Raw genomic sequence first — 24,097 nt, 5'->3', positions numbered from 1 at the left:
CCGAGGAGCACCGCCGCTCGCCGACTCCCCCAGGAACACCGCCGCCGGTCGACCCCCTGGGAGCACCGGTCGACTCCCGGGGAACACCGCCGTTGGTCCCCCCAACCCTCTAGACGAACCATGCCGCCCGAAGGTTGCCGCGCCCGCCCGACCGCCCGCTCACCTTCACCTTCGCCCTCGCCCTCGCTCTCGCTCTCACCCTCACCCTCGCCCTCGCTCTCGCCCTCGCCCTCACCCTCACCCAAACTGCACGGACCGCTTGGCCAGGCCCATCCAGAACCCGTCGATCACCGACTTCTGTTCCCCCAGTTCCCCGGCGGCGTCCGCCGCGCCCATCGTCACGAACAGCGGGGCGAAGTGCTCGGTGCGCGGGTGGGCGAGCCGCCCCGCGGGCGACTTGCGAGCGAAGTCCAGCAGGGCGTCCACGTCCCGAGCGTCCAGCGCCCGGCGCCCCCAGTCGTCGAACTCGGCCGACCACCCCGGCACCCCTCCGCCGGTGTGGCGCAGCGCGGCGAGGTTGTGGGTGAAGAAGCCGGAGCCGACGATCAGCACGCCCTCGTCCCGCAGCGGGGCCAGCTTGCGGCCGATCTCCATCAGGCGCACCGGGTCCAGGGTGGGCATGGAGATCTGGAGGACCGGGATGTCGGCGGCCGGGAACATCTCGACGAGCGGGACGTAGGCGCCGTGGTCGAGCCCGCGGTCCGGGATGTCCTGCACGGGCGTACCGGGCGCGCGCAGCAGCTTCCGTACCGCCTCGGCCAGCTCGGGGGCGCCCGGGGCGTCGTAGCGGACCCGGTAGTAGTGCTCGGGGAAGCCCCAGAAGTCGTAGACGAGCGGGACGGGCTCGGTGGCGCCGATGGCGAGCGGGGCCTCTTCCCAATGGGCGGAGACCATGAGGACGGCCTTGGGGCGCGGCAGGTCGGCGGACCAGGCGGCGAGCTGGCCGGGCCAGACCGGGTCGTCGGCGAGGGGCGGGGCGCCGTGGCTGAGGTAGAGGGTGGGCATGCGCGCGGGTGCGGCGGCGGTCATGACGGCGACTCCTTTGCTTCAAATCTCAAGCACTTGCGTCGGTGCCCACGATACGACCCGCTTGTTTAAGCTTCAAGAAGTAGCTTGTTTAAATTTCAAGGAGTCCCCTCGTACAGTGGACCCATGAACACGCCCCCCGCCTCTCCCCCTCCCGACGAACCCGTGTGGCTCACCGCCGGGGAACAGCGCGTCTGGCGCTCGTACCTGCACGCCGCCACCCTGCTCGAGGACCACCTCGACCGTCAGCTCCAGCGGGACGCGGGGATGCCGCACGTCTACTACGGCCTGCTGGTCAAGCTGGCCGAGGCGCCGGACCGGCGGCTGCGGATGACGGAGCTGGCCATGCAGGCGAAGATCACCCGCTCCCGGCTTTCCCACGCGGTCGCCCGGCTGGAGAGAAGCGGCTGGGTACGCCGTGAGGACTGCCCGTCGGACAAGCGGGGCCAGCTCGCCGTACTGACGGAGGAGGGCTACGACGTGCTGCGGCGCACCGCGCCGGGCCATGTGGCCGCCGTACGCCAGGCGCTGTTCGACCGGCTCACCCCGGAACAGCAGAAGTCCCTCGGCGAGATCATGGAGATCGTCGCCGAGGGACTTCAGCCCAAGGAAGCGGGCGCGGACCTGCCCTGGCTGCGCTGAGCGCGCGACTCCTGGGCAGGCCCGCTGGGGACCGTACGGACGAGGCGTCCCCTTCCCCGTCCGTACGGGTGGTGCTGGGGAACCCGAAGGGGTGGTACGGCTAGTGCGCGACCACCGGCACCGCGACCTCGTCCTCGGCCCCGGTGACGGAGCCCGCGGTGGCGCCCATGTTGGGCTTGCCCGCGTTGACGAAGGTCATGGCGATCGCCGCGGCGACGACCAGGATGCCGACGGCGAACCAGATGGCGCTGGTGTAGCCCTGCACCTGACCCTGGAGCTGGACCAGCTGCGCCTGGGCCTGGGAGCCCGCCGAGCCGATGTGGTCCTCGATGTACGAGGTCGTCGCGGAGGCGGCGATCGTGTTCAGCAGGGCCGTACCGATCGCGCCGCCCACCTGCTGGGAGGTGTTGACCATCGCGGAGGCGACACCGGCGTCCCGGGGCTCGACGCCCTGGGTGGCCAGGGACATCGCGGGCATGAACGCCGTACCCATGCCGAGGCCCAGCAGCAGCATCGCGGGCAGCAGCACCGCGGCGTAGGAGGTGTCGATCTCCATCTGGGTCAGCAGCAGCATGCCGAGGGCCGCGACCAGGAAGCCCGGGCCCATCAGCAGGCGCGGGGCGACCCGGGTCATCAGCCGGGTGCCGATCTGGGTCGATCCGGTGATCATGCCCACGATCATCGGGAGGAACGCGAAGCCGGTCTTCACCGGCGAGTAGCCCTTGACGATCTGGAGGTAGTACGTCAGGAACAGGAACAGGCCGAACATCGCGATGATCGCCAGGCCCAGCGAGAGGTAGATTCCGCCGCGGTTGCGCTCGGTGATCACGCGCAGCGGCAGCAGCGGGGCCTTGACCCTGGCCTCGACCGCGACGAACGTGGCGAGCAGCACGACCGAGGCGACGAACATGGTGACGGTCACCGCGTCGCTCCAGCCGTCGGACTCGGCGCGCGTGAAGCCGTACACCAGCGCGACCAGGCCGAGGGTGGACAGGACCACGCCCGGGATGTCGAGCGGGGAACGGTTGCGGCCGCCCTTGGGCTCACGGATGACCAGGTAGGCACCGGCCGCCGCGACCACGGCGAACGGGATGTTCACGAAGAACGTCCAGCGCCAGTTCAGGTACTCGGTGAGGAAACCGCCGAGGATCAGACCGACGGCGCCACCGCCACCGGCGATCGCACCGTAGATGCCGAACGCCTTGGCACGCTCCTTGGCGTCCGTGAACATCACGGCGAGCAGCGAGAGCGCGGCGGGCGCGAGCAGCGCGCCGAACACGCCCTGGAGGGCTCGGGAGCCGAACATCATCGCTTCGTTGGTGGCGGCACCGCCGAGCGCGGAGGCGGCGGCGAAGCCGACCAGACCGAGCACGAAGGTGCGCTTACGGCCCCACAGGTCGGCGATCCGGCCGCCGAACAGCAGCAGACCACCGAAGGCGAGGGCGTAGGCCGTGACGACCCACTGGCGGTTGCCGTCGGATATGCCGAGGTCCTCCTGGGCGGAGGGCAGCGCGATGTTCACGATGGTCGCGTCGAGGACGACCATCAGCTGGGCGAGCGCGATGAAGACGAGCGCTTTCCAGCGACCGGGATCCGGGACCGGGGCGGCTGAAGCGCCGGTGACGCCGGGAACGTCGGAAGCACCCGAGGTGCTTCGGACTGTTTCAGACATGGTGGTACCCACTTCGGGACTTCGTGACGGAAATTTCGGTACTCGTACGGGACGTGTGGTGGTTCGGTTCGGGTGGTTGGACTGGTAGGTGCCGACTAGCAGAGCCGACTGGTCGAGGCCGACCGGTCGAGGCCGACCGGTAGGGGCCGAAACTGGTAGAGGCGACTGGTGAAGGTTCGGAGTGAGGGACTGTCGTACGCCCGAGAACTCATCGCCGATGGGTGCTCAACGTGCGATCACGCTCAGGACTTCCGCAGGTCCTCCAATGTCATGGACGTCCCCGGCAGGTCGTCGGAGCGGGCCGGGGCCCGCAGACCGTCCAGGAACAGCTGGAGATGACGGTGGACATAGCGGTCGACACTGAGGCATTCGAGCCCGGCCGGGGGCCGACTGAGCTGGCCGACGACGATCATCAGATCGCCCACGCCCACGTCGGCGCGGAGCTGACCGGCCGCCGTGGCACGGTCCATGACCTCCGCGACGAGCCGCTCGACCCGCAGCCGGGCCGCTTCCAGATCGGGGTGGTGCTGGTCGAAGGTGCTGGAGATCATCGGGCACAGCGCGCTGATCCGCTCATCGGCGGCGGTGTGCACGAAGCGCTCCAGCGCCGAGAACGCGTCACCGTTCTCGGCGAGCGCCTGTTCGGCCGCCCGCGCCGTGCGCTCCATCACCGAGCAGACGACCTCGCGGACGAGGGAGTCACGGTCGGGGAAGTTGCGGTACACCGTGGCGTTGCCGACCCCGGCCCGGCGGGCGATGTCGTCGAGCGGCACGTCGGGGCCGTGTTCGACGAACATCTCACGGGCGGCGGCGACGATCCGCTCCCGGTTGCGCAGGGCGTCGGCACGGGGCCGGGTCGTCCTGCGTCGCACGGGGGGCGCGGTTTGCACGGTGTGCTCCTTGGGTGTGGGCGGGTGGTTGACCGATGACCGATGACCGTCGACCGCCGACGGACAACTGACGACCGACGACGGAGACGGACGACCGATGACCGGCGACGAACGACGGACGACGAACGACCGATGACCGGCGACGAACGACGAACGACCGGTGACGGGTCACCGACCGGGCTATCCGGGGGCTAACCGGGGAGGCGCTCCCCGGTTAACCCGAACACCAAGCTAAACGGGGATTGGATCCCCGCTTATTTCCCGCCCGGCCGAACAATTCCCGTGACCTGAGTCACACCCCTCCCCGGTCCCACGATCGGTCTCCTCCAGCGCGCGCCCGCGCCCGCCTCGGCACATGGTGATCAAGAGGGTGCAGCCGGAGACCGGTGGCTGCCTGGAGCGAAAGGTCCATGCATGCAGCCGCTGCCGAGGAGCCGTCGGATACGCGCGCGGCGCGCGGCCGCCCTCACGGCCGTGACCGCCCTGACCCTGACGGTCAGCACCTCGGCGGGCACCGGCCACCTGCTGCCGGGCAACACGACGGCCGGGGCCCGCCCGCTGTCGGCGGCGCACTCCTCGGCGCTGGGCCCCTGCATGATCGACGGCGGCCTGGAAGTACAGATGTCGGAGGGCATCCCGACCCCTACGGGCTACACCCGCTCCACGGGCACCGTACGGGCCCTGACCCTGATGATCGACTTCTCGGACGCCCCCGGGAAGGGCAGCGCGCGGTCCCGCTTCCGCGAGTTCTTCCCGCAGACCCGGAAGTGGTTCCGCACCAGCTCCTACGGCCGCCTCGACTACCGCCCGGAAACCCCGATCCGCGGCTGGCTCCGCATGCCGAAGCCCTTCCGCGCGTACGGCATAGAGCGCGGCGCCCCCTTCGACCCCGGCTACCGGCAGCTGGTCCAGGACATCGTGGCCACGGCGGACCCCAAGGTGGACTTCAGCGCGTACGACCTCCTGAACGTGCTGGTCACCCCGAACGCGGGCCCGTCCGCCCTGGACACCGTCCTCTCCGTGACCTTCGCGGGCAACACGGAGGCCCCGACCGCGGACGGCGTACCCGTGGCCAACGCCTCCTTCGTCTACTCCCGCCAAGACGACGGCTCCGGCTCCTACGCCAGGACCGGCTACCGCGTCCTGCCCCACGAGAACGGCCATGTCTTCGGCCTGCCCGACCTCTACACCCAGGAGGGCGGGGGCGCGGTCGGCCACTGGGACATCATGAGCGAGGACTGGGGCGCCAACAACGACCTGCTCGGCTGGCACAAGTGGAAGCTGGGCTGGCTGGACGCCCACCAGGTCGCCTGCGCGTCCCTCCCCGGCGCCACGGAGCACCTCCTCACCCCGCTCTCCCGCACGGGCGGCCCCAAGCTCGTCTTCATACCCGTCGACGAGAGCACCGGTTACGCCATGGAACTGCGCACCCGCGGCGGCAACGACGAGGCCGTGTGCCGTCCGGGCGTACTGATCTACAAGGTCGACGCGGAGGTGGACACCGGCCGGGGCCCGGTCACGGTCTACGACTCCCACCGCGACAGCGGCGGCTGCACCCGCAGCCCGAACGTCCACGCGGAACTGTCCGACGCGGCGTTCGCCCCCGGGGAGACGTTCAAGGACCCGCGGCATGGGATTCGGGTGGAGGTGGCGGGGGTGACGTTGGCGGGGGATCACGTGGTGCGGGTGACGCGGCGGTAGGAGGGGTCGACCAGGAAATGACGGTCGCATCCGAGGGCCGACGGCGGTGAACCCTCCCCGTGACCGAACCGCCACCCATCCCGGTCCACGCAGGCCCCCCGGCCCATCCCGCTCCACCCAGGCCCACCCGGCCCATCCCGCTCCACCCAGGCCCACCCGGCCCATCCCAGTCCACCCGGCCCATCCCGACCCATCCCGGTCGGCATTACGGTTGGCCCTGCCGCCACCGCCGTACCGGAGACCCGATACCCGATGCCCGCCAACACCCCGACGCAGCAGGCACAGCCCCGGAGCCGGGCCGCCGACGAGCCCGCCGCCGCCCCGACCGAGGCGGTCACACCGCTGATCCGCGGGATCGCCGTACTGCAACGCCTCACGGAGGCCGACGGCACGCTGACGCCCAGCGAACTGGAGCGCGCCACGGGCCTCGCCCGCTCCACGGTGGACCGCATCACGGCCACCCTGGCACGCATGGGATACGTCCGCCTGGACGGCCGCGACGTGACCCTGTCCCCGCGCCTGATGGAACTGGGCAACGCCTACCTGGCCGCCCTCCGTCTGCCCGCCCTGCTCGGGGCACGGGCGGAGGCCCTCGCCGACGAGCTGGACGAGTCGGTGTCCCTGGCGGTCGGCGACGGTGACGGCATCCGCTTCATCCACCAGGCCACCCGACGCAGAGCGATGTCCCTCAGCTTCCGCATCGGCGACCTGCTGCCCGCGGAACGCACGGCACCGGGCGCGCTGTTCGCGACGGAGTGGTCGCAGCGGGACTGGCACGACTGGGAGACGCGCCGCGCGTCGGACCCGCAGGACGAGACGTTCCCGACCCTCCCCCCGAGAGGCCCCCGGATCCCGGACGAGGACTTCAGGTCCCGGACGGAAGCCGCGTCCAGGAACGACTGGTCCCTGGACGACCAACTGATCGAACCGGGCCTGGTAGCAGTGGCAGTCCCGGTACGGCACCCGGCCACGTCCCGGATCGCCTGCGTGGCAAGCATCGTCAGCCACACGAGCCGCCACTCGGCGACGGCCCTGCGGGACACCCTGCTCCCCCGCCTCCGCACAGCGGTAGCGGCAATGGAGGAGGACCTACGAACGGCCCCCACCCCCCAACCCGGACCACCCCCCTCCAACCTGGCGATCTGGACGGGCGCATCAAAACAACAACTGGGCCGCGAGTTCATCGAATCCCTGGCGAGAGGCCTGACCGTCCTCACGGCCTTCGGCGAGGGCCGCGCCGAGCTGACCCTCACGGAGGTCGCGAGGGCAACGGGCCTGGCCCGAGCGACGGCCCGCCGCGCCCTGATCACGTACGAACACCTGGGCCTGGCCACGCAGACCCCGCACCGCACCTTCGCCCTCACCCCCCGAACCCTGTCCCTGGGCTTCCCACCCCTCTCCCGCACCTCACTCCCGGACATCGCCTCCCCCCACCTGGCGGCCCTGACCCGGGAGATCCACGAGTCGGCATCACTCGCGACCCTCACCCCCGACGGCCGGGAGATCCAGTACACAGCCCGGGTGGCCACCACCCGCATCATGAGCGTCAACATCACCATCGGCACCCGCCTACCGGCCTACGCCACCTCCATGGGCAGGGTCCTGCTGGCGGACGCCGCGCACGAGCCGAACGAACTGACGCTGGGCCCCCTGCACCCGCTGACCCCCCACACGATCACGGACGTCACCGCGCTGAGGAAGCGCCTGTCCCTCACCCGAACCCAGGGCTACGCCCTGGTCGACGAGGAACTGGAAGAGGGCCTGCGCTCCATCGCCGTCCCCATCCGCGACCGCACCGGCAAGGCCATCGCCGCCATCAACGTCGCGACCCACGCGGCCCGCCGCACGGTCAGCGAATGCCTGGACCACATCCTCCCGCCCCTCACCGCCACAGCCTCCGCCATCGAAGCAGACCTCCACACCGCCTCCCGCTTCACCCGCCCTTCCCTGACCTGACCCCCACACCCCGCCCCTGATCCGCTAACCTTGTGACGCCGCCGCCTACACAGACGGCAGCGCCCCGCCTTCGTAGCTCAGGGGATAGAGCACCGCTCTCCTAAAGCGGGTGTCGCAGGTTCGAATCCTGCCGGGGGCACCAGGCAGGAGGCCCCGGACCGATCATGGTCCGGGGCCTTTTGCGTCCACTTCTGACACAGCGAGGACCCCGCTCACCAAGATCCCCGACAGGACCCGGGGGAAGAAGAAGCGGCGCCCGTGCCCGAGCCTCCGCTCGCGGGCGTCCTGGGTGCGGAGGCTCGGAGGGGCTGCATGTCCCTACTGGCGTGACCGGCTGGTACTCAGAGGTCGGGGACTCCCGTCAGGGCGGCCATCTGACTGATCATCGTCGGGTTCGCGGCGCCGGAGTAGGCGCGCACCTCGTCCACGGTGCCCTCGAAGTACTCACCGCGGGTCGCGGAGCGGCCCACCTGAAGGCCACCCGCGGCCGTCCACGAGGTGGTGTCCAGGGCGGTGGAGGTGTTGGCCAGTTGGCCGTTCACATAAAGGCGAAGCTCCTGAGCAGGGGCGTCGAAGACGACGGCCAAGTGGTCGCCCACGCCGTAGGGATCGGCATCGGGCAAGGCCTGCTCCTCAGTGATGACCACTTGCGGGGCATTCGCCTTGTCCTTGGTGGACACCACGACTTCCCACTTCCCACTGGCCGCCTGGTACCGGATGGCCATGCGGTCGGCGTCAGAGCCCGGAAGTGAGAGGACCGTCTGCGTTCGGTCGTCGACCGCGGCCAAGCGAGCGCGAGCGGCGAGAGTGAAGCTCCCGTTCCCGCTGACCGGTGCCGCTGATGTCGCCGCCCAGTCACCGTCGCCGTCGAGCCTGAGATCGCCCTGATCAACCAGTGCGGGATCTCCGAAGATGTCCTCGTTGCGGTAGATCCAAGCACCGCCGTGCAAAGTCAGCGGCAGGCCCCCGGGCTCCACGTTGGCAGCGATGCCGCCGGGCGCCTCCTCCAGGGGCCAGTAGCCCTCCCGGTTCAGCGGCGTCTCCTCAGCCCGGGGGCCGTGTCCCTTGTCGGCCGCGTAGGCGACGCCAGGGAGCGCGCCGAGTGTGAACGAGAGCGCGACGGCGCCCAATGCCACCAACGCGGCACGGTGTCTGTCGTGCATGTCCCCCCTCTTTTTGAGAATCCGGTCGAAATGCTGAAGCGATCTTCCAGTCCCGCTCCTTCCGGCGCAAGGAGTTTCGGTCGTCCGGCTCGCATCTCGGCCTGCCCTGGCGGCAGTCGAGTATGAGCAGGCAGAGCGACTGCGCTGAGCCGTGCTGGCCGGTCCAGATGTGCCGACCAGCAGCCCGTCGCGGAGTGGTCTGTCCCCCGCCTTGGTGGATCACGGCCCCGGGCCGGTCGGCAGGGCCCCGGACCACGCGTGAAGGGCACCGGCCCACGGATTCCGGCCGCGCCGCAACCCCCGGCCCCGGTCACCGCACTGGGAACAGGTGCAGGCACCGACACCGAGACCGGGAACAGAGCCAGGTGAGTTCAGTATGAGTGGGGTTCGTGGGCGGACGAGAGTCGCTGTCGTGGCACTGGCCGTGGCCGCCGTGGCCGTGTCGGGTGGCACGGCGCACGGCGAGGCGAGGTGGTCCGCGGCCGATCTGGCGGGGGTGGGCAGCGCGCTGTTGTACGGCGTTACGAGGGTGGACGACGACAGCACGTGGGCGTACGGCGTAGGGGTGAGTGGGGAGGGGAAGGTGCGGCCCACGACGCCGTTGCTGCTGGCCCGGGACGGGGACGCGGGTGGATGGCGGCAGGTGCCGATGCAGGGGTTTGCCGGGAGTGGTAGTACCAACCGGATCAACTCGCTGGATGCCGTAGGGGAGGACGACGCCTGGGCCGTCGGGGATCACGAGGGGCAGCGGGGGGCCATCCACACCCAGCACTGGGACGGCAGCACCTGGCGGGTGGTCGAAGCGCCGGTGCCGGAAGACGTGGTGATCAACGACGCCGGGCTGCTCGATGTGTCGGCTCGGGCGGGCGATGACGTGTGGGCGGTCGGGTGGATCACTGTCGTCGACAGCGAGGTGCCTCATGCGGACGTACCTGGCGGGGTCATTCAGGAGACGCACAATGAGGCGGTCGTCCAGCACTGGGACGGGGAGGCGTGGCGGCTCGTGCGCGTGCCGGGTGCCTCCTCGTTGATGGTGAACTCCGTCGCCGCCGTCGCCGACGACGACGTGTGGGTGTCCGGGTACACCGCCGAGGACCAGCCCGCGATGCTGCACTACGACGGCAGGTCCTGGTCCCGGGTCGCGGTCCCGTACGACGGGGTCAACGGTGAACTCATCGACCTGGAGGCGCGGGGTGCGGGTGATGTCTGGGCCGCGGGGCGGAAGTTGGACGACGACGAGGACCGTGGGCATGCCCTGGTCGCGCACTGGAACGGCCGTGCCTGGCAGCAGGTGTCGGCTCCCGCGAGCGCCGGTCGTGTGAAGGACCTGGCCCTGGCGCCGGGCGGGGTGACGGTCGCCGGGGAGCAGGCGGACGGCAGGCCCTATGTGATGCGGCTGCGCGACGGACGGTGGTCGGACCTGGGCGTACCGGAGGGCGGCGCGGCCGGTAGTCGGTATCTGGCCGGACTGACGTGGACCTCGCGGGGAGTCACCGTCGCCGCGAACGACTGGGGGGCGGCGGGTCTGACGAGCCCGGTGCTGCTGACCGGCGGTCGCTGACGGCCCCGGGCTATTCGATTGCCGTGGCCCAGGTCGGTCGGCTAGTAAGCCTGCATGCTGAAGGGTGGGAAGGTCGGGCTGCGGGCCCGGCACGAGGAAGACATTCCGGTCCTGCGAGCCGAGCTGTACGACGACGTGGTCAACGGCTCGCGGGCCGAGAGTGGGCCGTGGCGGCCGATCACACCCGGGTCGAAGGATCCGCGGCTTGTGGTGGACGACAAGGAGCAGGGGCATGTTCCCTTCTCCGTCGTGGAGTTGGGCGGTGGCACGCTCGTCGGTACCGCGACCCTGTGGGGCATCGACAACCACAACCGGTCCGCGCACATCGGGCTGGGGCTGCTGCCGTCCTGCCGTGGCAAGGGGTACGGCACCGATGTGGTCGCGGTGCTGTGTCATTACGGCTTTGTCGTACGTGGTTTGCGGCGGTTGCAGATCGAGACGCTGTCGGACAACGCCGCGATGTTGCGCTCCGCTGAGCGGAACGGGTTCGTTCGTGAGGGTGTGCTGCGTTCCTCGGCCTGGGTGATGGGGGAGTTCCTGGACGAGGTGCTGCTTGGGCTTCTCGTCGAGGAGTGGAAGGCGCGCCAAGAAAAACGGTGGTAGCAGGCCTCTGTGGGCCGTTAGCGTGCTGCCCGACCGAGTCGTCTTGGCAAGGACGTGCCGTTGTACACCGTGTGAGACCTCCCGAGAGCTGATCTGTCGCGCGTCGCGCGTGTGCGTGCGCCGCGCTGCTTCTTGCTGCGGACTTCTCACTGAAATCGGTGTGTTCCTGTGCTTCATAGCTGGGTGGTCATGCCCACCTGTCTGCCGACCGTTCTCCGCCGTTGTCACGCGTGCGCGTGCGGGCGGTTCCGGGCGAACGGCAAGTTTCGCGTCAACGCCCACCACAAGCTTCTCGATGCCTGGCTTCTCGTGCTCTGTGCGGGTTGCGGGGACACGGCCAAGCTCACGGTGCTGGAGCGGGTGCACGTGCGCTCCGTGCGGCCTGAGCTGCTGGAGCGGATGCACGACAACGATCCTGTGCTGGCGGCCGAGTTGCTCCGGGACGCGGTCGTGCTGCGTCGCAATCGCATCGCCCTGGACTGGGCGGGCGCCTGGCGGCTCGACACCAGCGGGTCGGATCACCTGGACCGTGAGGTGATCGACGTCTCGGTTCGGTTCGCGGCGCGGATACCTGTTCGGCCGGTGCGCGTCATCGCCGAGGGTTGCGGTCTGTCGCGGGCCGAGGTCGAGCGGCTCGTCGCGGAGGGGAAGGTCGTTTCGGCGGTTCGGTTGAGCGGCAGGCTCTCCGACGACTTCACCTTCACGCTCAAGCGCTGAGCCCTCAGTCCTCCCTGGGAGCAGACGGGCGGAGGTGTGTGATCATGCGGAGTCAGTCAGTGGCTGACGCGTGCGGAAAGGGCGGGAAACGGCATCGTGGGCAAGGAGCAGGCACCGATATCCGACGACGAGTGGGAGCGCTTCCTTCGGGAGGCCGAGGCCGGGGGGTCGGGGGCGCCCGAGGAGCCGTCGGCGCGGGCGCGGATGGTGGCTCGGCGGTTGCGGGAGGAAGAGGCTGCCGGGCGGGCGCCGCGGGATGAGGGGTGGCGGACGTATCAGCCGCCTCGGCGTGGGGGGCGCACGGGGTGGTACGTCGTTGGGGTGCTCGTGGTGGTCGGGTTGCTCGTCGTCGCGCTGGCGCCCTGGCGGTGGGCAGGGGGCGGCGGCGAACCGCTGGGGGCGGAGACCGGGCAGCCGTCGCAGGCGCCGCCGACTGAGGGCATCGAGCAACCGCCGACGCTCGAGCAGCCTTTCAGGGGGTCGCCCGCCGCGCGGTGGAGTGACGGGGTCGCCGGGATTCACCTTCCTGCGGCGCGAGCCACCGGCTGGATGAGCAAGGAGCAGGTCGCTCAGGCGCTCGAGCGGTCCCGGGACTTCCTTGTCGCCTCCAGTCTCGATCCCGGTGTGCTGCGGGGGGAGCGGCCCGCCGACGCCATCGCGCTGGTCAATCCGCACCAGTCCGACGTGCGGGACTTCCTCGGCACCGCCTTCCGCGAGCCCAGCCGCGAGAACGATCCCCTGCTCCTCTTCAGCCGGTTCGAGAAGAGTGACGTACGGGTCGTCGGGGACGTCGTCAAGACGCGTGGGCGTGTCAGCTATCGGGAGGGTGAGCGGGGGGCCCTGGAGGTGACCACCGATGTCACCTACGTCTATCCCGTCGTGCGGGCCGAGGAGGGCAGCGACGAAGTCGTGCGGACCATCGTGCGGCGGGAAGTCGTGATGAGCTGGGACGATCCCGCGAAGGTCGTCATCGACCCGGGGACCTTCTCCCTCGTCTCCTACTCCGTGGACACCACCAACGGCGGCTGCGACACCTTCACCGGCTATCTCACCCCCGAGTTCGGGGACGAGCGTACGGGGGCGGGTGACGGGGCCACAGTCGATCCGTACGACCGGAGTACGTCGATGGACGAGCGTATGCGGGAGGGCGGGGCGGACGCCGAGTGCGGGGTCGCTACGCGGTCCTGACCTCGCGGCTCACCTCTCGGCGCGTCCCAGGCGAACATGCCGTATTGTCACGCCACTTGGCGCCTCACGCGCCGCTTTCAGGGATCAGGGGATTCATGCGTACCACCCTCGTGAGGGCCGGAGTTGCCGGTGCCCTCCTGTTTTCCGGTTCCGTCCTCGCCGTGCCCGTCGCGCATGCGGCGGAGACCGATGTGGTCATCGAGAAGGTGTCGGTGAACGGTGGCAAGAACATCGTCTTCGGTATATCCAGGACGGAGTCGTTCACGATCTCGGTGACGGCCTCCGACGACTCGGGGATCAGGCACAGCGGCGCCTTCCTCGAAATCGACCGGGAGAAGGGGGACGACTACTGGTCGTACCACGGCGTGCCGACCTGTACGGCCGTCAGCTCCACCACCTCCACCTGCAAGCTGACGGTGACCCTCGAACGGGACATCGACCTGCCCCGCAACACCCTCGCCGGGCCCTGGGACGTGTACGTCCAGCTCCAGTCGAAGGACGGCGACTACTACGGGGACGACTACAAGGAGCATCCCGTCCAGCGGCGTGCCAAGCTCAGCGTCAACGCCTCCCCCGAGCCCGTCGCCAAGGGCAGGACGATCACCGTCACGGGCAAGCTGACCCGCGCCAACTGGGACAGGTACGTCTACGCGGGCTACACCAACCAGTCCGTGCGGCTCCAGTTCCGTCCGAAGGGCAGCGATACGTACACCACCGTGAAGACCGTGCGGAGCAGCAGCACGGGACAGCTCCGGACGACCGTGACCGCCGCCCGCGACGGCTACTGGCGCTGGAACTTCGGCGGCACCGCCACCACCTCGGCCGTCAAGGCCACCGGCGACTTCGTCGACGTGGTCTGACGTACCGGGGCCGGTCCGCGGTGACGTGGCGCGGACCGGCCCCGGTGCGGTGACGCCGGGCGTCAGCCGCTCGTGCAGGTCGTGCCGTTGAGGGTGAACGTGGCCGGGGAGCCGTTGGTCGTCGTCCTGGTGCCGGTGAAGCCGAGCTGGACCGAGGAGCCCGCCGGGATCGTCGCCGTGTAGGCGGCCGGGGTGACCGTCACCGTCGTGCCGGACTGGGCCGGGGTGCCGCCCCACATGTTGCTGACGGTCTGGGAGTCGGGGAAGGCGAAGGCGAGGGTCCAGCCGTTGAGCGGGGCCGTACCGGTGTTGCGGACGACGAGGTCGGCCTGGAAGCCGCCCGGCCACTCGCCCACCACCCGGTAGGTGACGGCGCAGGACGTGCCGGGGTTGCCGGGGTCCCGGTCGGTGGTGACGGTCACCGTGGCCGAGCGGGGGGAACGGTTGCCCGCGGCGTCCCGGGCGTAGACGGCCAGGGTGTAGGCCGTGGCGGGGGTCAGACCGGTCAGGGTGGCCGTGGCGGTGGTGGAGGAGGCCAGGACGGTCTCCGTGCCCGCGCCCACGCGGACCACGTCGTAAGCGGTTACGGCAACGTTGTCGGTGGCCGCGGGCCAGGTCAGGGTGGCCGAGGTGGCCGTCACGCCGGAGGCCGCCGGGGTGCCGGGGGCGGTGGGCGCCTGGGTGTCGCCGGGGTTGCCGGGACCGTAGACCGTGGCCTCCTTCGACGTCTGCGCGATGCCGTGGGGGCCGTGGAAGACGCGCTCGCCCCAGCTGCTGAGGCGGCTCGGGTCGAAGTCGATGGCGAGGTCCAGGACGGGGTCGGTGTTGCCGCTCCAGGACCAGGCGAGATAGCCGAGGCCGAGCTGCTCGGCGGCGGCCATCATCGTGTCCTCGTCGGGGTCGCCCCACTGGTCGGGCGGGCCGCCGAACTCGCCGATGAGGATAGGCAGCCGGGCGGTGACGAAGGCGTTGAGGTAGTCGGTGATCTCCTGGGCCGTGTCGTAGACGCTGTACATGTGGATCGAGAAGATCAGGTTGCCGGTCGGGTCGGCGTCGTAGACGGTCCGGGCGTCGGCGCGCATGACGCCCTGCCAGTCCTGGCCCCAGTTGGGCGCGTCCACCATGATCGTGTGCTGGAAGCCCGCGGCGCGCAGCTTCTGCACGGCGGCGACGGTCGGGGCGGTCCAGCCCGCGGGGTTGGTGTTGCCCCAGGGCTCGTTGCCGATGTTGATGACGACGTGGTCCTCTTCGCCGGTGAGGACGCTCCGCAGGCTGATCCAGTAGTCGGCGGCGTGGTCCAGGGTTCCGGCGGCGGCCTCCTCGCCGTAGCCGGTGGTGTCGTGGACCTCCAGGACGCAGATCAGGCGGTTGGCCTTGCAGTCCGCCACCACCGCGGCCACGTCGGCGGCGCTGTTCCTGGTCCAGCGGTGGCCGTCGGAGAGGACGACGCGGACGGTGTTGGCGCCGAGGGCCTTGACGTCGGCTAGGGACTGGGTCTCGCCCGGGTACCAGGTGTGGGCGTGGTTGACGCCGCGCATCACGAAATCGTTGCCGTTGCCTTCGAGGAGGCGGCCGTTGGAGATGTGGAGGCCGGTGGCCGCCGCCGTCCCGGCCGCCGCGGGCTCGGCGGCGTGGGCGGCGGGGGTCAGGGCGGCGGCGAGGAGGGCCAGCAGGGCGGTCAGGGCCGTCAGCACGGCCGCGGGGAGGGGGTGGAGGTGCTGCGTTCCTGGGATCGTGCTCCTTCGTGTTCTCACTGCGGCTCCTGGGAGTGAGGGGTTGGGGAGAGCGAACGGGCTATGGGAGCGCTCCCATGAAGCCATCACGCCAGGGACACGTCAACCCCTCCGGGGGTACTCGCGCTCACACCCCCGGCGACGTCCGCAGTGACACTTCCCACGAGCCGTGCGATGTGTGGGGTGTGGGAATCATGAGCACCAGTGGTGCAGTTGATGCAGAAGTGATGTACGACCAGCAGCTCCAGCGCATCCAGCAGACCCCTTGGAGGTCCTCCGTGCGGCCGTTCACCCTCCAGTACGCCTCCTCCCGTAGGCCGACGGACACGGTCCCGCCGTACCGGTTCGACGTGGCGCGTCAGCTGAACGTGCTGCCCGACGGCCGTCCCGCGATCAGCGACACCGAACTGCTGCTGGCGGCCGGGACGACCACGTCCACCGCCGGGTCCCAGACGCACTTCGACGACTGACGCGCCTCGACCGCATGACCGTACTGATCCTCACGTCCGACGAGGACGTGACCGCCGACATGGTGGTGGCCCGGCTGCACGCCGCGGGCACCCCCGTGCTGCGCCTCGACCCCGCCGACCTGCCGGGCAGGGCCGCGCTCTCCGTCGAGTACCGCGACGGCGACGTGCACGGGCATCTGTCGGTGAACGGGCGCACCGTGTGCGTGGGCGGCCTGCGTTCCGTCTGGATGCGCCGCCCCGGCGAACCCGCCGCGCACGCGGCCCACGCCTCCCCGTGGCTGACCGCCGAGACCCGGCAGGCCCTCTTCGGGATGCTGCACTCCTCCCCCGCGCGGTGGATGAACCATCCGCGCAGCGCCGAACAGGCGCGTCTGAAGCCCTGGCAGTTGCGCGTCGCCCACGACAGTGGGTTCGCCGTGCCGCCGACCGTCTTCACCACCGCCCCCCTGCTGGCCCGGCAGTTCGCCGAGGAGCACCGGGAGGTGGTGGTGAAGGCCGCCTCGGGTCCGCCGCGCGGCGGTCCCGGGCCCGCGCTGGTGCTGCCGACGACCCTCATCGGCCCGGACGCCGACTTCGCCGCGGTCGCGGCCGGTCCTGCGCTGCTCCAGCGGTACATACCGAAGCGGGCCGACATCCGGCTGACCTGCGTCGGCACCCGGATCTTCGCGGCACGCAAGACCGCCGAGCCGGACCAGATCGACGGCCGCTACGGCGACACCGGGCACCTCTGGGAGCCGGTGGCCGTGCCGAGGCGCATCGGGGCGTCGGTGCGGGAGTACGTCTCACGGGCCGGGCTGGCCTACGCCGCCTTCGACTTCGCCGAGGACCTGGACGGGGTGTGGTGGTTCCTGGAGTGCAACCAGGGGGGCCAGTTCGGGTTCGTCGAGCTGGAGAGCGGGCTGCCCATCTCGGAGGCGGTGGCGCGGTGGCTGGAGGACGGGGACGCAGGTGTGGGGACGGGGCCGGATGAGTAGCGGCTGAGTATGGGTGCTCATGTCCGGTCGGGCGGGCCCGGCCACCATGGACACATGACCACACGGGGAACGCTTCTGACCGCCGCCACCGCACTCGTGACGGCCGTACCGGTCGCCGCCTGGGGCCTGATGGGCCGACAGGACGCCGAGGGCGTCGCGCCCGCCGAACTCGACTACGCCTACCGGCCGCTGGACATCGCCGACGGCCCCGCCGCCCTCGTCGGCGCCGCCGCCCTCCTCCTCGGCGGCCTCGCCGCGGCCCTGCTCGTCCGCGCCTCGCGCGCCGGGCGGCTGGACGCCCGCTGGTGGCAGGTCCTCGCACCGCTGATGGTGGCCGGGCTGGTCATCGGCGTCGGCTACCGGGTCCTCACCGCCGGGGTGATCGGCGCCAACATCGGCGCGGGGCTGACCATGCTGTTCGGCGTCCCGGTGGTGGCCGCGCTGGTGGCCTGGGCGCTGGTGCGGGGGGTGTGGCTGGCCGCGCACAGGGGCGACGGCGGATCGGGCGGCCGGGGGATGCGGGTGGCTCCGCACGGGATGTGAGGCGCACCCCGCCTGCCCGGGGGGGGCGCTCCCCCCGCGCCGACCGCCGGGGACGGACCGTGGTCCGGCCCGACAGCCGGAACCCGACCGCCAGGGACGAACCGTGGTCCAGCCCAACAGCCGGAACCCGAGGTTGACGCCCCTCCCCACGCCTCCCCAACGCCTCCGCAAGCCCCACCCAACGTGCGGATTCCGGCCCACCACCGGCCCGCTTCCGCCAAGCTGTACCCCTACGAGACGGGCCCCGGCCGCCACCGGCCCGCGTCCCAACTCGCCCGCGCGAGCTGACCACTTGACGCACCGCTCCGAGAGGAACCAAGCCATGGCCACCCCGCTGTCCGCCGCGAAGACGCTTGCCGCGCTGAAGGCCGAGGGTCTCAGCGTCCATGAGCACGACGGCTGGCGTACGCACAACCGCGACGCGGCGACCGGCAAGAAGTTCGGCCCCGTGATCGGGGTGCTGATCCACCACACCGCCGGACGCAACGACAAGGAGCTGTGCTTCCGGGGCAGACCCGGTCTTCCCGGGCCGCTCTGCCACGCCTGGCTCGGCAAGAGCGCGGGGCTGTGGCTGCTGGGCCACGGTCGCGCCAACCACGCCGGAGGGGTGGACCCCGACGTGCTCGACGCCCTGCGCGCGGAGAAGCCGCTCCCCCGCGACAACCAGGCCGACGCCGACGGCAACGACTGCCTGTACGGCCTGGAGATCGAGAACCTCGGCGACGGCGAGGACCCCTACCCGGACGCCCAGTACCGGCAGGCCGTGCTGTGGGCGGCGGCGCTGTGCCGGGCGCACGGCTGGACGGAGAAGTCCGTCGCCGGGCACAAGGAGGTCCAGCCCGGCAAGATCGACCCCAGTTTCGACATGGACGACTTCCGGGCCGACGTACGCAAGCAGCTCGCCAGGAAGCCGGGGGCCGCCACCGGACCGGTGACCACCAAGCCCGGCAACGCGACCAAGCCCGGCACCGCGACCAGGCCCCGCGTCGACCTGTCCCGCCTGGTCAGCGCCGCGAAGACCGATCCCGGCGCCCGGCAGGGCCACGTCACCTATATGGCGGGCACCAACCTCACCGAGGCGGCGCTGGTCAAGCTGGGCTACCTGGCCAAGACGTACGCGGGTGACGGCTCCTTCGGCACCACCACCATCGCCGCCTACGCCAAGTGGCAGCGCCACCTCGGCTACGGCGGCACCAACGCCGACGGCATCCCCGGCAAGATCTCCCTGAGCAGGCTCGGGGAGCGGACGGGACTGTTCACCGTCGTGGCGTGAGGGTCAGCCAGGCGGTCACCGCGAGCGACGCCGACGCCATCGCCGTCATCGCGGTGGCCGCCGAGGTGAGCTGGGCGACCGTCCCGGCCAGCGTCGCGCTGAGGCCCTGGAGGGTGAGCATCCCGGCGGAGTGCAGGCCGAGGGCGTGCCCGGAGAGGTCGTCGGGGGTGAGGGCGACGAGGCGTTCCTGGTGGACGAGGCTCGCCCCGAACCCCGCCGACGCCACCGTCACCAGCACGGCCGCCACCGGCAGCGCGGGGCGCAGGAAGAAGACGAGATAGGGCGCGGCGAGCAGCACCAGCAGCGGGCCGCCGAGCCGCGCCCGGCGGCCGGGCGGTACGAGCCGTCCCACCGTCACGTTGCCCGCGAGCAGGCCCAGCGCCCCGCAGGCGAACAGCAGTCCGGCGGTGTCGGGGGCGTAGGACACGTAGAGGGATTCGGCGCCCACGACCAGGCCGTTGGGGAGCCAGAGCAGCAAATAGACCCGGCGGCGTGGGCGGGAGGACCACAGCAGGGCGTTGGACCGCCAGGTCGCCGCCACCGACGGTCGGCCCGTGGCGCGGGGCGGGCGGCGGGTCAGCCCCAGCCGGACGGTGATCGCGGCGGCGGCGTGCAGCAGCGCGGCCAGCAGCAGGGCCGGGCGGGGCGCCAGTACGGCGATCAGGACCCCGCCCGCCCCGAACCCGGCGATCTGCGTCAGCCCGGACGCCATGCCGAACACCGAGCGGCCCAGCAGATAGCCGTCCTTGGCGAGGATCTCCGTCAGCAGCCCCCAGCGCACCCCGCCGCCCAGGGACGCGACCAGCCCCTGCGCGAACAGCACCGCGAAGACCGCCCCCACCGGCAGTCCGGGCAGCGCCAGCACCGCCGTACCGGCCGCGAAGGCGAGCGAGACGCCCGTCAGCGTGGCCCTCGGCGGCAACCGGTCGGCACCCGACATCAGGAACGTGGCGCCCAGCACCTGCGCCAACGACGGCCCGAACATCCCGACCGCCGCCAGCAGCGGCGACTGGGTCGCCCGGTACACCAGCGTGCCGACCGCCAGCCCACCGATCGTCCCGGCGGCGGTCTGGACGGCGGAGCCCAGGAACAGCGGGCCGAACTCGGGGGTGCGGAAGAGGTCCCGGTAGCTGCGCATGCGCGGAGTCTGCGGCGGTCCGGTCGGCGGTCGTTACTGTTGCGCACAGGCGCGAAACGACGGAGCGGGTGGGCATCGGGGGTGGCGGGCGGCATGGGCTGGTGGCAGGTCAGTGCCGACACGCTCGCCGGTAGCCGGTTCGTGCTCTCCCCGCTCGCCGAGACCTTCGCGAGTCTGCGGGTGCTGCACTCGGGGGCGGGCGGGCACCCCGGTGAGCAGGCCTGGCTGCGGGCGCATCTGCCCGGCTACCGGGAGCGGATCGCCGCCGATCCCGTGTCCGCGCTGCTCGTCCGGGCCGGGCTCGGGCGGGACTGGATCGCCGACTTCCTGACGCCGGTGCCGTATGACGGGGAGAGCTTCGCGGAGGGGCTGGCCCGGGTGCGGGCGGCGGATCCGCGGGACGCGCGTGCGCAGTTGCGCCGCTCCCTCGCCGGGCCGCTGCCCGCCGCGCTGGACCGCGACGACCTGCCCGGCCGTGCGGCGGACCTGCTGGAGTACGTGTGGGCCGAGGCGGTACGGCCGTACTGGGCCCGGCGTCGGCGCGTCCTGGAGGCCGATGTCGTCGCGCGGACCGCGCAGGTGGGCCGGGGCGGCTGGGCGGCGGCGCTGGACGGGCTGCGGCCGGGGCGGACCCGGTGGCTGGGCGGCAACCGGCTCCAGGTGAACCTGCACGCCCATCCGCCGCGCGAGATATCGGGGGCCACGCTGGTCCTCGTACCCGTGACCGCGCACGCGACCGGCTGGCTGTCCTGGGAGGAACCCGAGCGGTACGCCGTCGTCTACCCGTGCGCGGGCGCGCTGGCGCACGCCGATCCCGTGCCCACGGGGCTGGCCGCGCTGCTCGGCGGGGCGCGGGCGACGGTGCTGACGCTGCTCGGCTCCCCCATGAGCACCACTCAGCTCGTCGCGGTCACCGGGCAGGGCCTCGGCTCGGTCGGACGGCATCTGCGGGTGCTGCTGGACGCGGGGCTGGTGACGCGGCGCCGGGCCGGGCGGTCGGTGCTGTACGCGCGGACGGCGGCCGGGGACGCGCTGGTGGAGGCGGGGCGCGGGGGCGGGGGCGGGCACGAGGGCGTCACACGGCGGGGCTAGCATCCGGGCATGACGACGAACACCGACGGCAACGGATCCGTACTCGACATCGGGATTGGCGCCTTGCAGGGCGGTTCGGCGGACCTCAAGCAGTACGCCGGGCAGGCCGTGCTCATCGTGAACGTGGCCTCGAAGTGCGGGCTGACCCCGCAGTACGCGGGCCTGGAGCGGCTGCACGAGCGGTACGCCGGACAGGGCTTCACCGTGCTCGGGGTGCCGTGCAACCAGTTCATGGGGCAGGAGCCCGGCAGTGCGGAGGAGATCGCCGAGTTCTGTGCGGCGACATACGGCGTGACGTTCCCGATGACCGAGAAGGTGGAGGTGAACGGGGCGGGGAGGCATCCGCTCTACGACCGTCTGACCGGCTTCGCCGATGCCGAGGGGCACACCGGGGACATTCGCTGGAACTTCGAGAAGTTCCTGATCGGGCGGGACGGTGAGGTCGTGGCGCGGTTCGCGCCGCGGACCGAGCCGGAGTCCGCGGAGGTCGTGGCGGCGGTGGAGCGCGCGCTCGGCTGACGGACCGGCATGAACCGAGCCCCCTCGGCTAGGACGGCGGACTGGTCGAGAGGGCTCGTCGGTGGTGCGTGCGCGGTGCTACGCCTTGACCGAGGCCACGAAGGCGTTCCACGCGTCGGCGGGGAAGCCCAGGACGGGGCCCGCGGGGACCTTGGAGTCCCGTACGGCCAGCGCGCTGTGGACAGGGGACTTGACCTCGACGCAGGCGCCGTTGCCCTGGGAGTACGAGGACTTGACCCACGTGTCCGTCGTGCCCTGCTTGATTGCCATGTTCACTCCAGTTGCCAGGTGCAGTCGATGTGCTCGGATCGCGCCAACCTTCGTGCGTGATTGGCGTGATCGACGCTACTCGCCAACATCGGCGTCCGGAGAGACTATTCACTCGACCGGATGGCATATTCCAGTGGGGTCTTCCATCCAGACCGGGCGATCGTGTACCGTTCGGCGGCTCGCTCAGCGTGCGTAGTCTTTTGCCACGTTCGAGATAAATTCCCGAGTTTGGTCGACATTCAGGGCCTGTGCCCGCAGATGCTCGTACATCACGCTGTATTTCTGGACATCCTGCGCCTTTTCCAGATAAAGGTCGCTGGTGACGCCCTCGATGTAGACCACGCTCGAGTCGGCCGCGTCCGGGAACTCCAGAATCGCGTACTGCCCGCTCACCCCGGGATGCGCGCCCATCGCGAACGGGATCAACTGCACCGTCACATGCGGCAGCTGGGACATCTCCAGCAGATACTCCAGCTGCTCGATCATCACCTGCTTGTTGCCGACCTCCCGGCGCACCGCCGCCTCGTCGATCACCGCCCACAGCCGCAGCGGGTTCTCGGCCGCAGAAATACGTTCCTGCCGACGCAGCCGCACCTGCACCCGCTTCTCGATGTCGGCCGGTGTCGCCTCCGGCAGCGCGCCCGTGATCAGCGACTCCGCGTACGTACGGCTCTGCAGCAGCCCCGGCACCACCTGCGGGTCGTACACCCTCAGGCTCGCCGCGTCCGTCTCCAGGCCGATGTAGACGCTGTAGGGGATGTCGCCGAAGGAATGCCACCAGCCCTGCTGCCGGGAGTCCTTGGCCATCTGCATCAGCGAGTCGACGATCCTGTGGTCCTCCACCTCGTAGACCCCGCACAGATCGCGCACATCGCGCTGGCTGATGCTGCGGCGGCCGTTCTCCAGGCGGCTGATCTTCGACTGGGACACCAGCAGGCGCTCGGCCACCTCCTCGGCCGTCATGCCCTTGATCTCACGAAGCCTGCGCAACTCCTGACCCAGCCGGCGCCGCCTGACTGTGGGATTGACATTGGACGCCACGGGACGTGCACCTCCGGCTGCATTGCCTGAACTTGCGACTTTGCGTATCTGCTGTTGAGCAGACTGCCACCAAGGTGCTTCTTACCGCTGGAGAACCAGGGATATGCGGCGGGTACACGCCAGTTCACGGCGGATGGCCGAACAGCACACGTCCGTACGCCACGCCCGGGGCGGTGCGCGACCGCGCGGGGCGGTGGGGCCGTACCGGTACATGCGTACGGTCCCACCACCCCGCGCGGGTCGCTGCGGCTCCCGAACCGGGTCTGTGTGCGCGGTGCGTGCCGTGGACTGCGGCTCAGTGAGCCACGGCGCGCGCCATCCCGCGGCGCGGCTGCGTCGGAACGCCGCGGGCGGGTTCCGGCGCCTGCCTGGCCCCGGGACCGGCCGGACGGCCTGCCACCTGGGCCGGGCTGCGGCGCGGCTGGGCCGCCACGCCGTTCTGGACGTCCATCACGGCGTGCGCCACGAGGCCGCCCATCGGGTCGTGCCTGATCAGGTCCCGCAGCCGGGAGCGGGACGAGCGTCCCTCGTTGCCCGGATACAGGTGCTTGCCGAGGCCGACCGCGTGCGCCAGCGCGGCGAGCGCCGCCGTCCGCGGGTCCGGCGGTACGCCGGTGCGGATCGCGGAGTCCAGCCGGGCCCTGATCTCCCGGCTGATGGCGTTGTCCGTCGCCTGGTAGCGAGTGGTCGGCAGCACCCCGCACATCTGGCCCTCCACGGCATGCACCATGCCGCAGCGCTCCAGATGCGAGAGGTACGTCTGACGGAGCCCCAGCCGGGGTCCGCCAATCCAGTGGACGGCCCGTACGGGAGCGCCACGCCTTCGCAGCAACTCCAACGCGCAGTCCAAAGTCGGATCTCCTGTCGGCCGTGGTACGACCACGGCGATACGATCCCCGTCAGGGGCTATCCGTCCGGCCAGCGCCAGCTCTACTAGCTGTGCTCCGGCCAGACCGAGGTCGAGCGACTGCGGCTGTGCAGTGGTACCCGTGGCCGGGTCCAACGCCAGCAGCAGAAGCTCCTCCGGAAGTGTTCTGCGGCTCCTGCCCATCCATGCCTCCCCGC

Annotated in this window: 23 protein-coding genes and 1 tRNA gene; 15 read left to right on the top strand and 9 right to left on the bottom strand. The window is 71.1% G+C overall.

All coding sequences use genetic code 11. The features are described 5' to 3' along the window. Window positions 1-237 precede the first annotated feature (237 nt). Complete coding sequence (locus tag ACFVQG_RS25695; protein WP_383387738.1) at window positions 238-1,029, bottom strand: dioxygenase; 792 nt, start codon at window positions 1,027-1,029, stop codon at window positions 238-240. A gap of 123 nt (window positions 1,030-1,152) precedes the next feature. Between ACFVQG_RS25695 and ACFVQG_RS25690 the strand changes: the two genes are divergently transcribed. Then, window positions 1,153-1,668: a MarR family winged helix-turn-helix transcriptional regulator gene (locus ACFVQG_RS25690; protein WP_383387736.1), complete on the top strand. Its 516-nt coding sequence runs from the start codon at window positions 1,153-1,155 to the stop codon at window positions 1,666-1,668. Window positions 1,669-1,768: 100 nt separating this feature from the next. Here the strand turns inward: ACFVQG_RS25690 and ACFVQG_RS25685 are convergent, their stop codons facing one another. Together ACFVQG_RS25685 and ACFVQG_RS25680 are read right to left on the bottom strand one after the other, a co-directional pair. Beyond that, window positions 1,769-3,340, bottom strand: coding sequence for an MFS transporter (locus tag ACFVQG_RS25685; RefSeq protein ID WP_383387734.1), 1,572 nt, complete (start codon window positions 3,338-3,340; stop codon window positions 1,769-1,771). A gap of 242 nt (window positions 3,341-3,582) precedes the next feature. Beyond that, window positions 3,583-4,230 carry a TetR/AcrR family transcriptional regulator gene (locus tag ACFVQG_RS25680; protein ID WP_383387732.1) on the bottom strand — a complete coding sequence of 216 codons (648 nt, stop codon included), beginning with the start codon at window positions 4,228-4,230 and terminating at the stop codon, window positions 3,583-3,585. Between the two features lie 414 nt (window positions 4,231-4,644). On the opposite strand from ACFVQG_RS25680, the gene ACFVQG_RS25675 reads away from it, so the two are divergent. The 3 genes from ACFVQG_RS25675 to ACFVQG_RS25665 all read left to right on the top strand — a co-directional run bounded on the left by ACFVQG_RS25675 (window position 4,645) and on the right by ACFVQG_RS25665 (window position 8,029). Further along, on the top strand, window positions 4,645-5,931 hold the full coding sequence (locus tag ACFVQG_RS25675) for a M6 family metalloprotease domain-containing protein (protein WP_383387730.1): 1,287 nt from the start codon (window positions 4,645-4,647) through the stop codon (window positions 5,929-5,931). Between the two features lie 252 nt (window positions 5,932-6,183). Then, window positions 6,184-7,887, top strand: a complete 1,704-nt coding sequence (locus tag ACFVQG_RS25670; RefSeq protein ID WP_383387729.1) for an IclR family transcriptional regulator C-terminal domain-containing protein — start codon at window positions 6,184-6,186, stop codon at window positions 7,885-7,887. A gap of 66 nt (window positions 7,888-7,953) precedes the next feature. Next, window positions 7,954-8,029, top strand: a tRNA-Arg gene (locus tag ACFVQG_RS25665). Between the two features lie 199 nt (window positions 8,030-8,228). Here ACFVQG_RS25665 and ACFVQG_RS25660 read toward each other — a convergent pair. Then, window positions 8,229-9,050, bottom strand: coding sequence for a LamG domain-containing protein (locus tag ACFVQG_RS25660; protein WP_383387727.1), 822 nt, complete (start codon window positions 9,048-9,050; stop codon window positions 8,229-8,231). Between the two features lie 412 nt (window positions 9,051-9,462). Here ACFVQG_RS25660 and ACFVQG_RS25655 point away from each other — a divergent pair, with 412 nt between their 5' ends. From ACFVQG_RS25655 to ACFVQG_RS25635, 5 genes are all read left to right on the top strand, one after another. Further along, the gene (locus ACFVQG_RS25655; RefSeq protein ID WP_383387725.1) at window positions 9,463-10,611 is read left to right on the top strand and encodes a hypothetical protein; all 1,149 of its coding nucleotides are present in this window, start codon (window positions 9,463-9,465) and stop codon (window positions 10,609-10,611) included. Between the two features lie 54 nt (window positions 10,612-10,665). Beyond that, the gene (locus tag ACFVQG_RS25650; protein ID WP_383387724.1) at window positions 10,666-11,214 is read left to right on the top strand and encodes a GNAT family N-acetyltransferase; all 549 of its coding nucleotides are present in this window, start codon (window positions 10,666-10,668) and stop codon (window positions 11,212-11,214) included. 168 nt (window positions 11,215-11,382) lie between these two features. Beyond that, window positions 11,383-11,931 (top strand): DUF1062 domain-containing protein, encoded by a 549-nt coding sequence (locus ACFVQG_RS25645; RefSeq protein ID WP_383387722.1) that lies wholly within the window; start codon window positions 11,383-11,385, stop codon window positions 11,929-11,931. A 96-nt stretch (window positions 11,932-12,027) separates the two neighbouring features. Further along, on the top strand, window positions 12,028-13,119 hold the full coding sequence (locus ACFVQG_RS25640) for a hypothetical protein (protein ID WP_383387720.1): 1,092 nt from the start codon (window positions 12,028-12,030) through the stop codon (window positions 13,117-13,119). Between the two features lie 95 nt (window positions 13,120-13,214). Beyond that, window positions 13,215-13,979: a hypothetical protein gene (locus ACFVQG_RS25635; protein WP_383387719.1), complete on the top strand. Its 765-nt coding sequence runs from the start codon at window positions 13,215-13,217 to the stop codon at window positions 13,977-13,979. 62 nt (window positions 13,980-14,041) lie between these two features. Here ACFVQG_RS25635 and ACFVQG_RS25630 read toward each other — a convergent pair whose 3' ends face one another. Further along, complete coding sequence (locus tag ACFVQG_RS25630) at window positions 14,042-15,733, bottom strand: cellulase family glycosylhydrolase (protein ID WP_383387717.1); 1,692 nt, start codon at window positions 15,731-15,733, stop codon at window positions 14,042-14,044. A gap of 257 nt (window positions 15,734-15,990) precedes the next feature. Between ACFVQG_RS25630 and tgmA the strand changes: the two genes are divergently transcribed. From tgmA to ACFVQG_RS25610, 4 genes are all read left to right on the top strand, one after another. Continuing rightward, entirely contained in the window at window positions 15,991-16,182 is a 192-nt protein-coding gene (tgmA, locus tag ACFVQG_RS25625; protein ID WP_383388100.1) for a putative ATP-grasp-modified RiPP, read from the top strand. A 14-nt stretch (window positions 16,183-16,196) separates the two neighbouring features. Next, window positions 16,197-17,156 (top strand): ATP-grasp ribosomal peptide maturase, encoded by a 960-nt coding sequence (tgmB, locus tag ACFVQG_RS25620; RefSeq protein ID WP_383387715.1) that lies wholly within the window; start codon window positions 16,197-16,199, stop codon window positions 17,154-17,156. Window positions 17,157-17,210: 54 nt separating this feature from the next. Next, window positions 17,211-17,699: a hypothetical protein gene (locus ACFVQG_RS25615; protein ID WP_383387713.1), complete on the top strand. Its 489-nt coding sequence runs from the start codon at window positions 17,211-17,213 to the stop codon at window positions 17,697-17,699. Window positions 17,700-18,021: 322 nt separating this feature from the next. Next, window positions 18,022-18,972 (top strand): N-acetylmuramoyl-L-alanine amidase, encoded by a 951-nt coding sequence (locus ACFVQG_RS25610; protein WP_383387711.1) that lies wholly within the window; start codon window positions 18,022-18,024, stop codon window positions 18,970-18,972. Here the strand turns inward: ACFVQG_RS25610 and ACFVQG_RS25605 are convergent. Next, window positions 18,956-20,110 carry an MFS transporter gene (locus ACFVQG_RS25605; RefSeq protein ID WP_383387709.1) on the bottom strand — a complete coding sequence of 385 codons (1,155 nt, stop codon included), beginning with the start codon at window positions 20,108-20,110 and terminating at the stop codon, window positions 18,956-18,958. The genes ACFVQG_RS25610 and ACFVQG_RS25605 overlap by 17 nt on opposite strands. A gap of 93 nt (window positions 20,111-20,203) precedes the next feature. Here ACFVQG_RS25605 and ACFVQG_RS25600 point away from each other — a divergent pair, with 93 nt between their 5' ends. Beyond that, window positions 20,204-21,202: an ArsR family transcriptional regulator gene (locus ACFVQG_RS25600; protein ID WP_383387707.1), complete on the top strand. Its 999-nt coding sequence runs from the start codon at window positions 20,204-20,206 to the stop codon at window positions 21,200-21,202. Window positions 21,203-21,211: 9 nt separating this feature from the next. Further along, window positions 21,212-21,721, top strand: coding sequence for a glutathione peroxidase (locus tag ACFVQG_RS25595; protein WP_383387705.1), 510 nt, complete (start codon window positions 21,212-21,214; stop codon window positions 21,719-21,721). A gap of 78 nt (window positions 21,722-21,799) precedes the next feature. Here ACFVQG_RS25595 and ACFVQG_RS25590 read toward each other — a convergent pair whose 3' ends face one another. The 3 genes from ACFVQG_RS25590 to ACFVQG_RS25580 all read right to left on the bottom strand — a co-directional run bounded on the left by ACFVQG_RS25590 (window position 21,800) and on the right by ACFVQG_RS25580 (window position 24,083). Continuing rightward, window positions 21,800-21,991 carry a DUF397 domain-containing protein gene (locus ACFVQG_RS25590; RefSeq protein WP_383387703.1) on the bottom strand — a complete coding sequence of 64 codons (192 nt, stop codon included), beginning with the start codon at window positions 21,989-21,991 and terminating at the stop codon, window positions 21,800-21,802. Between the two features lie 183 nt (window positions 21,992-22,174). Then, entirely contained in the window at window positions 22,175-23,032 is an 858-nt protein-coding gene (locus ACFVQG_RS25585; protein WP_383387701.1) for a helix-turn-helix domain-containing protein, read from the bottom strand. 295 nt (window positions 23,033-23,327) lie between these two features. Continuing rightward, window positions 23,328-24,083 carry a GPP34 family phosphoprotein gene (locus ACFVQG_RS25580; protein ID WP_383387700.1) on the bottom strand — a complete coding sequence of 252 codons (756 nt, stop codon included), beginning with the start codon at window positions 24,081-24,083 and terminating at the stop codon, window positions 23,328-23,330. Between the last annotated feature and the right edge of the window lie 14 nt (window positions 24,084-24,097).

Origin of the sequence: Streptomyces sp. NPDC057877 (assembly GCF_042796855.1) — a bacterium.
Lineage (GTDB): Bacteria > Actinomycetota > Actinomycetes > Streptomycetales > Streptomycetaceae > Streptomyces.
This window is presented reverse-complemented; position numbering and strand designations above follow the sequence as displayed.

Excerpts from the sequence above, each read along its gene's own strand:
- ACFVQG_RS25695 (WP_383387738.1), bottom strand. The coding sequence starts at position 1,029 with ATGACCGCCGCCGCACCCGCGCGCATGCCCACCCTCTACCTCAGCCAC.
- ACFVQG_RS25690 (WP_383387736.1), top strand. The coding sequence starts at position 1,153 with ATGAACACGCCCCCCGCCTCTCCCCCTCCCGACGAACCCGTGTGGCTC.
- ACFVQG_RS25685 (WP_383387734.1), bottom strand. The coding sequence starts at position 3,340 with ATGTCTGAAACAGTCCGAAGCACCTCGGGTGCTTCCGACGTTCCCGGC.
- ACFVQG_RS25675 (WP_383387730.1), top strand. The coding sequence starts at position 4,645 with ATGCAGCCGCTGCCGAGGAGCCGTCGGATACGCGCGCGGCGCGCGGCC.
- ACFVQG_RS25670 (WP_383387729.1), top strand. The coding sequence starts at position 6,184 with ATGCCCGCCAACACCCCGACGCAGCAGGCACAGCCCCGGAGCCGGGCC.
- ACFVQG_RS25660 (WP_383387727.1), bottom strand. The coding sequence starts at position 9,050 with ATGCACGACAGACACCGTGCCGCGTTGGTGGCATTGGGCGCCGTCGCG.
- ACFVQG_RS25650 (WP_383387724.1), top strand. The coding sequence starts at position 10,666 with ATGCTGAAGGGTGGGAAGGTCGGGCTGCGGGCCCGGCACGAGGAAGAC.
- ACFVQG_RS25635 (WP_383387719.1), top strand. The coding sequence starts at position 13,215 with ATGCGTACCACCCTCGTGAGGGCCGGAGTTGCCGGTGCCCTCCTGTTT.
- tgmB (WP_383387715.1), top strand. The coding sequence starts at position 16,197 with ATGACCGTACTGATCCTCACGTCCGACGAGGACGTGACCGCCGACATG.
- ACFVQG_RS25615 (WP_383387713.1), top strand. The coding sequence starts at position 17,211 with ATGACCACACGGGGAACGCTTCTGACCGCCGCCACCGCACTCGTGACG.
- ACFVQG_RS25610 (WP_383387711.1), top strand. The coding sequence starts at position 18,022 with ATGGCCACCCCGCTGTCCGCCGCGAAGACGCTTGCCGCGCTGAAGGCC.
- ACFVQG_RS25605 (WP_383387709.1), bottom strand. The coding sequence starts at position 20,110 with ATGCGCAGCTACCGGGACCTCTTCCGCACCCCCGAGTTCGGCCCGCTG.
- ACFVQG_RS25600 (WP_383387707.1), top strand. The coding sequence starts at position 20,204 with ATGGGCTGGTGGCAGGTCAGTGCCGACACGCTCGCCGGTAGCCGGTTC.
- ACFVQG_RS25595 (WP_383387705.1), top strand. The coding sequence starts at position 21,212 with ATGACGACGAACACCGACGGCAACGGATCCGTACTCGACATCGGGATT.
- ACFVQG_RS25590 (WP_383387703.1), bottom strand. The coding sequence starts at position 21,991 with ATGGCAATCAAGCAGGGCACGACGGACACGTGGGTCAAGTCCTCGTAC.
- ACFVQG_RS25580 (WP_383387700.1), bottom strand. The coding sequence starts at position 24,083 with ATGGGCAGGAGCCGCAGAACACTTCCGGAGGAGCTTCTGCTGCTGGCG.